Raw genomic sequence first — 12,556 nt, forward strand, 5'->3', positions numbered from 1 at the left:
CGACCCCGGTGACCCGGAGCAACAATTCCGACGGCCTGCTCGGCCACCGCTACGGCTACCTGTCGGCGGCCGCGATCCAGGACCCGACGGTGGTCGCCTGCGACGAGGACCTCGACGCCGAGCCCGACTGCGGCGCCATGCTCGAGCAGTGGCCCGACGCCGACGCCGCGGCCGCCCGGAGCGGCGTCCTCCTCGGCCTCTACCGCGACGGTCCCCTCACCGGGTCCGAGCACCACTACCTGCGCGGAGGCCTGCTCCTCCGGGTGTGGGGCGGACTGTCGGAGAGCCGGGTCGCGGAGTACGCCGCGGCGTTCGCGGAGAGAACCGAGAAATAGTTCGCGAAACGGCGTAAGGATCCGGACTCGCCGTACGTCTGTGGGACGGGACCGTTCGCCGCCCAGCCCCACACTCGGGGGCGAGCCCGGTCCCACAGGCTGCACCCCTCCCGTCGCCCCCACCCCAGCGATCGCGGCGGGAGGGGTGCTTCCGCCTGAGGCAGCCGACCTGAGGCAGCCGACCCACGGTCAGTCCGCGACGAAGGCGGTCGACGCCGGGCGGTCCCCGCCGACGAGCGTGATCGTCCCGTCGACGCGGGCGGCCGGGTCGGCGAAGGCAACCTGGATGGTGAGGGTGAAGGCGTCGCCGTCGGGACGGCTGACGGTGCAGCGCGCGTCGAGCGTGCCGGCGGACGTCGTCAGCGCCGGACAGGTCGATCGGCCCCCCGAGACGACCTCCACCCGCGCCACGTTGGAGAGCCGGAGGTCGATCGACGGGGTACCTCCAGGCTCGACGGTGACCGTGATGCTCGCCGCCCGTGCCTGGTCGCTGCCGCCGACCGACACCCGGGCCGGCGACACCGACGCCGACGGCCCGCTCGGCGCGGACGTCTGCGGGGCCGGACTGGTCGGTGGGGTCGACGGCTCCGCGGTCGGGATCGCCGTGACCGGCGCAGTCGAGGTCGTGGACGGCGCGCCGGACGGCATCGGCGTGGGCGACGGCGAGGGCGAGGGCCGCACGGTCGGCGCCGCGACGACGGTGCGGCTGACCTGCGAGGGGGCCGGCGACGAGACGCCGGGGGGCGGCACCGCGGGCGGGTCGGACGGCGTACCGGTCACCAGCGCAGCGGTCACCAGCACCGTGCCGGTGGTGGCGGCCGCGCCCCCGAGCGCCTTGGCGAGCACGGTGCCAGACTTCGCCCCGCCGGCCAGGCCCTTGGCCGCCACTCCCCACGCGGGCAGCGCGGGGACGAGGACCGGGGTCAGCAGGCTCCCCAGGTTCTCGTTGATCCGGGTGAGGTCGTCGATCGCCTCTTCGCACCAGCGGCAGCCCGCCGCCAGGTGGGCGGTGACCCGGCGGCGGGAGCGGGCACCGATCTGGCCGCGGACGTAGCCCGGCAGCAGCGCCGCCATCTCACGGCACTCCGGGTCGAGGGAGGCGTCGACGTGCTCCGCCAGGTAGGCCTGGCGCAGGCCCTCGCGGGCCCGGAAGGAGAGGACACCGACCGCGTTGACGCTCGTACCGAGCCGCTCGGCGACCTGGGCATGCGTCTCCCCCAGGACGATCGTGTACCAGAGGACGGTGCGCCAGGCCGGGCTCAGGCGGGCGAACGCCCGCCGGACCGGGTCGGCCCCGATCGTCGCGAGGGCGGCGTCCTCGGTGTCCCCGAACGCCGTCTCGTCGCCGGGGTCCTCGACGGGCAGCTCGGCCACCCGCTTGCGCTGCGTGTCGACGTGGACGTTCTTCACGGCGGACAGCAGGTAGGAACGGAAGTTGTCGTCCGGCCCGCTGCCGCTGAGCAACGCCCGGTAGACCCGGGAGAACGCCTCGGCGGCCCGGTCGTCGGCGCTCGCCGACCCGGCCAGCCGTTGCGCGAATCGCACAGCAGAGGGGTAGTGCCGCCGGAACAGCTCGTCGACGGCATTGATGTCACGGTCACGCGCAGCAGTCAGCAGCTCTGCGTCGGTCAGGTTGTCGAGTTCCCACACACCCCGTAGACGTGAGAACGCCCCGGATCCTTACGCCACTTCTGGACCCAATTATCTAGAACGTGTTCTACTGGCCGTCGTGACCGTGACCCACGACATCCTCGGCGAGACCGTGACCATGCCCGTCGACGTCCGCGACGGCTCCAGCGCGACCGCGATCTTCGACGTCGACCTCGAGGCTGCCCGGGCCCTCGCGCCGCAGGGCTTCGAGGTCGTCGAGACCGCTCCGGGCCGCGCCCAGTTCGCGCTGGCGCTCATCGACTACCGCGACAACGACCTCGGCTCCTACCTCGAGGTCGGCACCATCCTCTTCGTCCGTCCCGAGGGCGGCGGCGAGGACGGCACCTTCATCACCCACCTCCCGGTGACCGAGGAGTTCACCTGCGTCGCCGGCAACCGGATCTGGGGCTTCCCCAAGTCGGTCGAGAGCATCGAGGCGACCACCACCGACACCACCAGCCGCTGGGTGCTGACGATGGACGGCGAGCTCGTCATCGACATCACGGTCCCGCGCGGCGGCACCGACGAGATGCCGCCGATGCCGCTGGCGTCGTACACCCTCATCGACGGACGTCCGCACGTCACGCGGTTCACCCAGGGCGGCGCCGGCAGCGGCGTCCACGTCGGGGTCCCGGTCGCCCTGACGCTCGGGTCGCACCCGATCGCCAAGGAGCTGGCGTCCCTCAACCTCTCTCCGGAGTCCGTCCTGCTGACCACCTGGACCGAGCACCTGCAGGCACGGTTCGAGGAGCCGGCCGCCCTGTAGTCGGGCACTCGCCGGCACCGCTCGGTGCCGCCAGATGGCTGAGACGCTCTCTCATACGACAGACTCACCCCGGACGTGTTGGCGGACACCCGGTCCAGCTCCCGGACCGACCCCCTCACCACTCAGAAGGGAGCCCCCCATGGGCGACTGGATCCCGCTGCTCGTGCGGCGCGAGGACTATCCCGAGCTGGCGTCGTTGGTCGCCGAGCGCGAAGCCGTACGACCGGACGGGCCCGCGGGCTCGGTCGGCACGACCGCCGCTGCCCCCACCGCAGCGGCGGCCCTCGCCGCGGCGCTGGCACCGGAGGCCGCGCGGGCTCCCGTGGCTCCGGCGCTCACCCCTGAGGAGATCGCCGAGGCCGCCCAGCTCGCGAAGCACCAGAGCTGGGACATCGCCGAGCTCGAGCGGCTCGCGACGTCGCCCGTCCTGACCGCGCACCGCTGGAAGGCCGCGATCGACGTGTGCGCGAGCCAGCCCGGCGCGTTCGTCCCCACCGAGCGGCTCGCCGAGCTCATCGGCGTGAAGCCCGAAGAGTGGAACGACGCGGAGAACGGCATGCGCCGCCACCTGCTCGCCCACTACCCCGACGCCCCCGGCTGGCCCCTCGTCGCCGCCCGCGGCGCCGACCTGGGCCGCGACGACGACCAGCTCTGGTGGGCCATCACCGAGTCCCAGGCGACCCGCTGGACCGCCATCCGCGACGAGCAGCCCCAGGCCCGCCGCCCCCGCGCCCCTCTCCCCCAGCCACTGCCGAGCTGACTCCGGGGACCGGCTCGAAAGGCCCTCGATGCGCACAACCGCGGTGGCCGTCGGCGTCATGATGGCCAGCCTGCTCCTCGCCGCTCCGACGGCCGGGGCGGATCCCTACTCGCCCCACGTCAACACCGACTGCCGCCTCGTCGTCGACGCGCAGGTGAGCAGGGGTGACCGTTTCGACGCGCGGGCGCTCGTCGACGCCAACGCTCCGTTCGACGTGTTCGGTCGAGTGACCTTCCGGATCACTCGCGACCCGGGCGACGACCGCCGCGTCGTGTGGGAACGGACGGTGCTGTATCGCGCATCGGCTGCCCACGTGCGCGGACCGGTCCTCTCGAAGCGGGGGCGGTACGAGGCATCCGTGAGGTTCCGCGCCACCACCCCCACGGTGGGGGGATGCGCTGCCGCGGAGGACCTGGAGGTCGGCGGGCGCGGGCTCGGCGAGGGCGACCAGCCCGGGGACGGGGAGACGACAGTGCCCGCCGAGTCGGCGACCGGGTCCCTCGACCCCACCGCGTCGTCCCGCGCTCCCGACGGCGGAGGCGGAGCCGGGGGGTCGAGTGACGACGACGCGTCGCCCGACGACTCGGACGACGACGACGGCTCGTGGCCGGTGTGGCTGATCCTCCTCATCGCGGGCATCCTCGGCGGTGGCGGCGCAGTCGCGGCTGCGCGGCGCGACTGAGAGCCATCCTGGCGACCGGCCCGGGCGACCGCAGCCGCCGACCCGGAGGCCCGAAGTGAGAAGCGAGAAGCCCCGTCCAGCGTGCTGGACGGGGCTTCTGTGGCGGTGGCGGTGGGATTTGAACCCACGGTGGGTTTGACCCCACACATCATTTCGAGTGATGCACCTTCGGCCGCTCGGACACGCCACCGCGGGAGAGATTACCGGAGCGGCACCACGCGGTTGAAATCGGCCGACACCCCCACGGGAGCGCCCAGTGCAACGTGGTTGCAACGTCGCCGGGGAGACGGTCGTCACATCGAAGGGATGCAAGTAGGTGGGACCGCGATGTCTACTGGACTCATGACCGACGACCCGGACCTGCGGGCAGCGCTGGCCCCGATGCGGGCCGAGGTGGTCGCCTCCTGGGAGCGCTCCGCCGCAGCGGGCGTCGAGGTGGAGCGTGAGGACGTGCCCATCGCGCTCGACTCCGCCGACCTGCGCGGGCAACGCGAGGCCCATCCGTTGTCACGGGTCTTCCCGCTCCTCGACGACGTCCTCGGCCGCGAGGTCACCGCGTGCGGCGCGGTCATGGCGCTCGCCGACGCGGAAGGCAACCTGCTCTGGGTGTGCGGCTCGTCGGACACGTTGCGCCAGGCGGAGCGGATCGGCTTCGTCGAGGGCAGCAACTGGGACGAGCGGCTCGCCGGCACCAACGCGCCCGGCATCGTCCTCGCCACCGGCCGCGAGGCCACCGTCACCCGCGAGGAGCACTTCCGCTCCAGCGTCCGGCCGTGGAGCTGCGCAGCGACCCCCATCCACGACCCCGGCACCAGCCAGCTCCTCGGCGTGCTCGACGTCACGGGCGGCGACGAGGTCGTCGTACCGCAGACGATGGCGATGGTGCGCGCCGCCGCCCGGCTGGCCGAGGCAGAGCTCGCCCGCCACCTGCCCCGCCCCGACGTCCCCCCTGCCGCCTCCGGCCTCCAGGTCGTCCTCGAGCTGCTCGGTCGCAACGAGGCGCTCGTCAACGTCGCCGACGGGCGCAGCCGGCTCGGCCAGTTCCGGTTGTCACGTCGCCACAGCGAGATCGTCGCCCTCCTCGCAGCCGCACCGCGCGGCCTCTCCGGTGACGAGCTCGCCGTCCTGCTCTACGAGGAGGACGGCGGATCCTCGACCCTGCGCGCCGAGCTCAACCGGTTGCGCGGCCTGCTCGGCGAGGAGCTGCTCGCGTCCCGCCCCTACCGCCTGACCGCGCCGGTGACCGGAGACTGGCTGGCCGTCGGCGCCCAGCTCGCGGCCGGCGACCTTCGCGCCGCGATGCGGGGGTACGGCGGACCGGTGCTGCCGCGCTCCACCGCCCCCGGCGTCGTCCGGCTCCGTGACGAGCTGGAGCAGTCGCTGCGCCACGCTCTGCTGCGCTCGGGGGCCCCGGACCTGATGTCGGCCTGGACCCGCTCGGGCTGGGGGCGCGACGACTACGAGATGTGGTCCGCGCAGCAGGCCGTCGTCCCGGCCAGCTCTCCGATCCGGGCGCTCGTCGACGGTCAGATCGCCCGTCTCGACCGCGAGCTCGGCTGACCGTCCGCCCTGCCGCGACCGACGCAACGTCGAGGCAACGTGGCGGCTCCTAGCGTGTGAGCGCCGTCACAACCGAGTGACGGACCGACCGACATCTGGAGCACCACATGACCGTCTATGCAGCACCCGGACAGCCGGACTCGCTCGTCACCGTCGACAGCCGCTACGGCCACTACATCGGCGGCCAATGGGTCGCGCCGGCCAAGGGCGAGTACTTCGAGAACATCTCGCCGGTCAACGGCAAGCCGTTCACCGAGATCGCCCGCGGCACCGCCGAGGACATCGAGGCCGCCCTCGACGCCGCCCACGCCGCCTTCCCGTCGTGGGGCAAGACCTCGACCACCGAGCGCGCCAACATCCTCAACCGGATCGCCGACCGGATGGAGGAGAACCTCCCCTCGCTCGCCGTCGCCGAGACCTGGGAGAACGGCAAGCCGGTCCGCGAGACCCTCGCCGCCGACCTGCCCCTGGCCGTCGACCACTTCCGTTACTTCGCCGGCGCGCTGCGGGCCCAGGAGGGCTCCATCGGCGAGATCGACGCCAACACGATGGCCTACCACTTCCACGAGCCGCTGGGCGTCGTCGGTCAGATCATCCCGTGGAACTTCCCGATCCTGATGGCCGTCTGGAAGCTCGCCCCCGCGCTCGCCGCCGGCAACTGCATCGTGCTCAAGCCGGCCGAGCAGACCCCGTGGTCGATCCTCAAGCTCATCGAGCTGGTCGGCGACCTGCTGCCGGACGGCGTGCTCAACATCGTCAACGGGTTCGGCGTCGAGGCGGGCAAACCGCTGGCATCGTCGTCGCGGGTCGCCAAGGTCGCCTTCACCGGCGAGACCACCACGGGCCGCCTGATCATGCAGTACGCCAGCCAGAACATCATCCCGGTGACGCTCGAGCTCGGCGGCAAGAGCCCCAACATCTTCTTCGAGTCCGTCGCCGACCAGCGCGACGCCTTCTACGACAAGGCGCTCGAGGGCTTCGCGATGTTCGCGCTCAACCAGGGCGAGGTCTGCACCTGCCCGAGCCGGGCGCTGGTGCAGCGCAGCATCTACACCGACTTCGTCCACGACGCGGTCGCTCGGGTCGAGAAGATCACGCAGGGCAACCCGCTCGACGACACGACGATGATCGGCGCGCAGGCCTCCAACGACCAGCTCCAGAAGATCCTGTCCTACATCGACATCGGTACCCAGGAGGGCGCCAAGCTCCTCACCGGCGGTGAGCGCAACATCCTCGACGGCGACCTGGCCGAGGGCTACTACGTCACCCCGACGATCTTCGAGGGCGACAACTCGATGCGGATCTTCCAGGAGGAGATCTTCGGACCGGTCGTCTCGCTGACCGGCTTCGACGACGAGGCCGACGCCCTCAAGATCGCCAACGACACGCTGTACGGCCTCGGCGCCGGCGTGTGGTCGCGCGACGGGTCCCAGGCCTTCCGCGCGGGCCGGGAGATCCAGGCCGGTCGCGTCTGGACCAACTGCTACCACGCCTACCCCGCGCACGCGGCGTTCGGCGGCTACAAGCAGTCCGGCATCGGCCGCGAGAACCACAAGATGATGCTCGACCACTACCAGCAGACCAAGAACCTGTTGGTGTCGTACGACGACAACGCGCTCGGCTTCTTCTGATGGACGAGCGAGCCGACGTCCCCACCGTCGCTCGCGTAGCGGTCACCGACGAGGCGGCGGAGCTGCTCCGCCGTCTCGTCGGGGCCAACGGACCGGTGATGTTCCACCAGTCCGGCGGCTGCTGCGACGGGTCCTCCCCGATGTGCTTCCCGGACGGCGACTTCCTGCTGGGGGAGGCGGACGTCCACCTGGGTGACCTGGACATCGGGATGGACCGGTCGGTGCCGGTGTGGATGTCGCGCTCCCAGTTCGAGTACTGGTCGCACACCCACCTCACCATCGACGTCGTCCCCGGCCGTGGTGCCGGCTTCAGCCTCGAGGCGCCGTACGGCGTCCGCTTCCTCATCCGCTCGCGGTTGTTCTCCGACGCGGAGGCGGCGGCGCTGGCCGCGCTGTAACACGCCGCCAGGCCATCAACGCCGGCCGGCGAAGAACGACGCGAGCAGTGCGCTCGACTCGTCGGCGAGCACCCCGGCCACCACCTCGGGGCGGTGGTTGAGGCGCCGGTCGCGGACGACGTCCCACAGCGACCCGACGGCCCCGGCCTTGGCGTCCCACGCGCCGAAGACGACCCGGTCGACCCGGGACTGCACAGCGGCGCCGGCACACATCGTGCACGGCTCGAGCGTCACGACCAGGGTGCAGCCCTCGAGGCGCCAGTCGTCGGTACGACGGGCGTACGCAGCGGCACGGAGGGCGACGATCTCGGCGTGACCGACCGGGTCGACGTCCTGCTCGCGGACGTTACGCCCTTCACCGATGATCCTCAGGTCCGCATCGACCACGACGGCGCCGATCGGGATGTCGCCCAGGTCGCCGGCATCGCGTGCGTGGGCCAGCGCCGCGAGCATCGGCCCGCGCCACTTGTCGAGTGAGCTCACGCCGACGTGAGCCCCACCGCGTCGTCGAAGAGCTCGCCGAACCCGAGGCGTCGGGCGACGTCGGAGAGCATCTCGTCGGGATAGAGGTCGACGTCGTCGAGCAGAGCTGCGAGGTCCATCGCGTGCAGCCCGAGGTCGCCGAGCAGGTCGAGGTCCCCGGCGGCCTCCGGCTCGTCCTCGTCCTCGGGCATCGGCAGGTGGAGGAACTCCACCGCCGACGCGGCGAGCTCCCACTCGTCGGCTGCGGTGATGTCGGACAGCAGCACCCGGGTCTGCTGGCCGGCCACACGGACGACGACGAAGAAGTCCTCGTCGATCGCCACCAGACCGACGGCACCGTGGTCGCCAGGGAAGCGCCGGAGCGCCGCGGCCAGCGTCTCCACGTCGTCGACGTGGTCGTGGGTGAGCTCGGCGACCTGCCAGACGCCTTCCTCACGGTAGGCGGCCAGGGCGAAGTCGACAGCATCCGGTGCGGTCACGCGTCCAGAGTGACACCTGGCAGCGGTTCAGGCCAGAGGGTTTGCAGGTCTACGCGGTTAACCCTGCCAGCGCCTAGGGTTTCGGCATGCGCACCCTCGTCGTCGACCACCCGCTCGTCGCCCACAAGCTCACGGTCCTCCGCGACCAGACGACCGACTCCCCGACGTTCCGCAACCTGGCCGACGAGCTGGTCACCCTGCTGGCCTACGAGGCCACCCGCGACGTGCGGGTCGAGGCGTCCGAGATCGTGACCCCGGTCGCCCCGACGACGGGCGTCAAGCTCGCCTCGCCGCGACCGCTGGTCGTCCCGATCCTGCGCGCGGGCCTCGGCATGCTCGACGGGATGATGCGGCTGCTGCCGACGGCCGAGGTCGGCTTCCTCGGCATGGTGCGCAACGAGGAGACGCTGGAGGCGTCGACGTACGCCGAGCGGCTGCCCGACGACCTGAGCGGACGCCAGTGCTACGTCCTCGACCCGATGCTCGCGACCGGCGGCACCCTCGCCGCCGCCATCCGCTTCCTCACCGACCGCGGGGCCGACCACATCACCGCCGTCTGCCTGCTCGCCGCCCCCGAGGGCTGCGCCCGCCTCGAGGAGCTGCTGACCGGGCTCGACGTCCCCGTCACCGTCGTCACGGCCGCGATGGACGAGCGCCTCAACGACAAGGGCTACATCGTCCCGGGCCTCGGCGACGCGGGTGACCGCCTCTACGGCGTGGTCGGCTGAGGGTCGGCTGAGGGTCGAGGGAGGGCCGGCCAGCGGTCGGTCGGCGGTCGGCCGGCGGTCGGCTAGCACCAAGCAGGCGTGGCCTGCATCACGGTCCAGATCCCCCATTCGCCTGCTGGACGGACAAGAATCCTCCGGTGGTCCCGCGCACGGGTAGTTTGACGTGCGCTGGACCCCCGGAACCCAGCCAGAAGCGAGGCAGTGATGCGCATCGGTATCCCACGCGAGTCGAAGGCCGGCGAGACCCTCGTCGCCGCGACCGCGAAGACAGCGACCCAGCTCCAAGGGCTCGGCTACGACGTGGTCGTCGAGTCGGGCGCCGGTGCGCTGGCCGACCAGGCGGACGAGGCGTTCGCCGACGCGGGTGTGACGGTCGGTTCGGCCGATGACGTCTGGTCCTCCGACATCGTCGTGAAGATCAACGCGCCCAGTGCCGACGAGATCGGCCGGCTGCGGGCGGGCGCGACGATCATCTCGATGATGGCGCCCGCGCGGAGCCCCGAGCTGGTCGAGCAGCTGGCGGCCCAGGGCGTGACCGCGCTCGCGATGGACGCCGTCCCGCGGATCTCGCGCGCGCAGTCGATGGACGTGCTGTCCTCGATGGCCAACGTCGCGGGCTACCGCGCCGTGGTCGAGGCGGCCCACGAGTTCGGCCGGATGTTCACCGGCCAGGTCACCGCGGCCGGCAAGATGCCGCCGGCCCGCGTGTTCGTCATCGGCGGCGGTGTCGCCGGCCTCGCCGCGATCGGCGCAGCAGCGGCGATGGGTGCCGTGGTGCGCGCGTTCGACGTACGTCCCGAGGTGGCCGAGCAGGTCGAGTCCCTCGGCGGCACGTTCGTCGAGGTCGACTTCGAGTCCGAGGTCTCCACCGACGGCTACGCCAAGGAGATGACGGCCGAGCAGGAGGCCGCGACCGCGGCGATGTACGACGAGGAGGCGCGCAACGCCGACATCGTCATCTCGACCGCCCTGATCCCGGGCCGCCCTGCGCCGCGCCTCGTCCACGAGGGCACCGTCGCGGGGATGAAGCCCGGCAGCGTGGTCGTCGACATGGCGGCGGCCAACGGCGGCAACGTCGCCGGCACCGAGGCCGACCAGCGGGTCGTGACCGAGCACGGCGTGACGATCCTGGGCTACACCGACCTCGCGGGCCGGCTCGCGGCGCAGACCTCGCAGCTGTTCGGCACCAACATCGTCAACCTGTTCAAGCTGATCACGCCCGAGAAGGACGGCGTGCTCACCCTCGACATGGACGACGTCGTCCAGCGCGGCGTCACCGTCGTCCAGGACGGATCGGTCATGTGGCCGCCGCCGGCCGTGACGGTCTCCGCGACGCCGCAGGCCGCTCCCGCTGCCGCCCCGGCGCCGAAGGAGCCGAAGCCGGCCCTGACGGCCCGCGGCAAGATGGCCGTGGTCCTCGGCGCCATCGCGCTGTTCTGGCTGGTCAACGCGACCGCGCCCGACCCGATCCCCCAGCACTTCACGGTGCTGATGCTCTCGATCGTGATCGGCTACTACGTCATCGGCAAGGTCGCGCACGCGCTGCACACGCCGCTGATGTCGGTGACCAACGCGATCTCCGGGGTCGTGGTGGTCGGTGCGCTGGTGCAGGTCGCCAGCGACGACAACCTGATCCGGATCATGTCCACGGTGGCGATCCTCCTCGCCTCCATCAACATCTTCGGTGGCTTCGCCGTCACCCGTCGCATGCTCGCGATGTTCAGCAAGGGAGCGTGACGCACCGTGGACGTCTTCTCGATCACCACTGCGGCGTACATCGTCGCTTCTCTTCTCTTCATCCTGTCCCTGGCGGGCCTGTCCAAGCACGAGTCCTCGCGCAGCGGCCTGGTCTACGGCATGGTCGGCATGGCGGTCGCGCTGGTCGCGACCGTGGCCGTGGTCATCGACGTCAGCAGTGACCTCGACGACGGCTGGATCACGATCGTTCTGATGCTCGGAGCCATCGGCATCGGTGGCGCGATCGGCCTCTGGCGGGCCCGGATCGTCGAGATGACCGGCATGCCCGAGCTCATCGCCGCGCTGCACAGCTTCGTCGGTCTCGCCGCGGTCCTCATCGGCTGGAACGGCCACGTCGAGGGATCGCACTACGCGCTCGACAGCCTCAACAACATCCACGAGGCCGAGGTCTCGATCGGCATCTTCATCGGTGCGGTCACCTTCACCGGCTCGATCGTCGCCAACCTCAAGCTCTCGGCGAAGATCAGCTCCGCGCCGCTGATGCTGCCCGGCAAGAACCTCATCAACGTCGGCTCGCTGGTGCTGTTCGCGATCCTCACGGTCGTCTACGTCGCCACCGAGGCCGACACCACGAGCCAGGACCTGGTCCTCGTCGTCCTCACCGCGCTCGCGCTCGGCCTGGGCTGGCACCTGGTCGCCTCGATCGGCGGCGGCGACATGCCGGTCGTCGTCTCGATGCTCAACAGCTACTCGGGCTGGGCCGCGGCCGCCTCGGGCTTCCTGCTCAGCAACGACCTGCTCATCGTCACCGGTGCCCTCGTGGGCTCCTCGGGTGCCTACCTGAGCTACATCATGTGCCAGGCGATGAACCGCTCGTTCATCTCCGTCATCGCGGGCGGCTTCGGCATCGAGGCGCCGGCGGGCGACGACAAGGACTACGGCGAGCACCGCGAGATCCAGGCCGAGGCTGCTGCCGACATGCTCGCCAACGCGTCGTCCGTGGTGATCACGCCCGGCTACGGCATGGCCGTCGCCCAGGCGCAGTACCCGGTCGCCGAGCTCACCTCCAAGCTCCGCGCCAAGGGCATCGACGTCCGGTTCGCCATCCACCCCGTCGCGGGCCGTCTCCCGGGCCACATGAACGTGCTCCTCGCCGAGGCGAAGGTGCCTTACGACATCGTGCTCGAGATGGACGAGATCAACGACGACCTCCCCGACGTCGACGTCGTCCTCGTCATCGGCGCCAACGACACCGTCAACCCGGCCGCCGCGGAGGACCCCACCTCACCGATCGCCGGCATGCCGGTCATCGAGGTGTGGAACGCTCGCGACGTCATCGTCTTCAAGCGGTCGATGGCCACCGGCTACGCCGGCGTCCAGAACCCG

The 12,556-nt window shown here is 71.4% G+C and carries 13 protein-coding genes and 1 tRNA gene; 10 read left to right on the forward strand and 4 right to left on the reverse strand.

Features of this window, described 5'->3' with window-relative positions; genetic code table 11:
- A partial coding sequence (locus tag H0487_RS18970) for a hypothetical protein (RefSeq protein ID WP_220793584.1) occupies positions 1-335 on the forward strand: 335 nt, incomplete at its 5' end.
- A gap of 189 nt (positions 336-524) precedes the next feature.
- Here the strand turns inward: H0487_RS18970 and H0487_RS18975 are convergent.
- Positions 525-1,985: a sigma-70 family RNA polymerase sigma factor gene (locus H0487_RS18975; RefSeq protein WP_183095798.1), complete on the reverse strand. Its 1,461-nt coding sequence runs from the start codon at positions 1,983-1,985 to the stop codon at positions 525-527.
- 79 nt (positions 1,986-2,064) lie between these two features.
- Here H0487_RS18975 and H0487_RS18980 point away from each other — a divergent pair, with 79 nt between their 5' ends.
- The 3 genes from H0487_RS18980 to H0487_RS18990 all read left to right on the forward strand — a co-directional run bounded on the left by H0487_RS18980 (position 2,065) and on the right by H0487_RS18990 (position 4,193).
- A complete protein-coding gene (locus tag H0487_RS18980; protein ID WP_183095799.1) occupies positions 2,065-2,751 on the forward strand; it encodes an acetoacetate decarboxylase family protein in 687 nt (228 codons plus the stop codon).
- 139 nt (positions 2,752-2,890) lie between these two features.
- A complete protein-coding gene (locus tag H0487_RS18985; protein ID WP_183095800.1) occupies positions 2,891-3,511 on the forward strand; it encodes a hypothetical protein in 621 nt (206 codons plus the stop codon).
- A gap of 28 nt (positions 3,512-3,539) precedes the next feature.
- Positions 3,540-4,193 (forward strand): hypothetical protein, encoded by a 654-nt coding sequence (locus H0487_RS18990; protein WP_183095801.1) that lies wholly within the window; start codon positions 3,540-3,542, stop codon positions 4,191-4,193.
- Positions 4,194-4,293: 100 nt separating this feature from the next.
- On the opposite strand, the gene H0487_RS18995 is transcribed toward H0487_RS18990, so the two are convergent.
- A tRNA-Ser gene (locus tag H0487_RS18995) sits at positions 4,294-4,383 on the reverse strand.
- 152 nt (positions 4,384-4,535) lie between these two features.
- Here H0487_RS18995 and H0487_RS19000 point away from each other — a divergent pair.
- From H0487_RS19000 to H0487_RS19010, 3 genes are all read left to right on the forward strand, one after another.
- Positions 4,536-5,753, forward strand: a complete 1,218-nt coding sequence (locus tag H0487_RS19000) for a GAF domain-containing protein (protein WP_183095802.1) — start codon at positions 4,536-4,538, stop codon at positions 5,751-5,753.
- Positions 5,754-5,860: 107 nt separating this feature from the next.
- Entirely contained in the window at positions 5,861-7,384 is a 1,524-nt protein-coding gene (gene exaC / locus H0487_RS19005; protein WP_183095803.1) for an acetaldehyde dehydrogenase ExaC, read from the forward strand.
- Positions 7,384-7,782: a DUF779 domain-containing protein gene (locus tag H0487_RS19010; protein WP_183095804.1), complete on the forward strand. Its 399-nt coding sequence runs from the start codon at positions 7,384-7,386 to the stop codon at positions 7,780-7,782. The genes exaC and H0487_RS19010 overlap by 1 nt, the downstream gene beginning before the upstream one ends.
- Positions 7,783-7,797: 15 nt before the next feature.
- Here the strand turns inward: H0487_RS19010 and H0487_RS19015 are convergent, their stop codons facing one another.
- The gene (locus tag H0487_RS19015) at positions 7,798-8,235 is read right to left on the reverse strand and encodes a nucleoside deaminase (protein WP_183095809.1); all 438 of its coding nucleotides are present in this window, start codon (positions 8,233-8,235) and stop codon (positions 7,798-7,800) included.
- Positions 8,236-8,261: 26 nt separating this feature from the next.
- Positions 8,262-8,744, reverse strand: coding sequence for a tRNA adenosine deaminase-associated protein (locus tag H0487_RS19020; protein WP_183095805.1), 483 nt, complete (start codon positions 8,742-8,744; stop codon positions 8,262-8,264).
- Positions 8,745-8,830: 86 nt separating this feature from the next.
- Between H0487_RS19020 and upp the strand changes: the two genes are divergently transcribed.
- From upp to pntB, 3 genes are all read left to right on the forward strand, one after another.
- Positions 8,831-9,472, forward strand: coding sequence for a uracil phosphoribosyltransferase (upp, locus tag H0487_RS19025; protein ID WP_183095806.1), 642 nt, complete (start codon positions 8,831-8,833; stop codon positions 9,470-9,472).
- Positions 9,473-9,676: 204 nt separating this feature from the next.
- Positions 9,677-11,209, forward strand: coding sequence for a Re/Si-specific NAD(P)(+) transhydrogenase subunit alpha (locus tag H0487_RS19030; RefSeq protein ID WP_183095807.1), 1,533 nt, complete (start codon positions 9,677-9,679; stop codon positions 11,207-11,209).
- 6 nt (positions 11,210-11,215) lie between these two features.
- The coding region (gene pntB, locus H0487_RS19035) for a Re/Si-specific NAD(P)(+) transhydrogenase subunit beta (RefSeq protein ID WP_183095808.1) at positions 11,216-12,556 on the forward strand (1,341 nt) is incomplete at its 3' end.

Source organism: Nocardioides stalactiti, from assembly GCF_014180715.1.
Lineage (GTDB): Bacteria > Actinomycetota > Actinomycetes > Propionibacteriales > Nocardioidaceae > Nocardioides > Nocardioides stalactiti.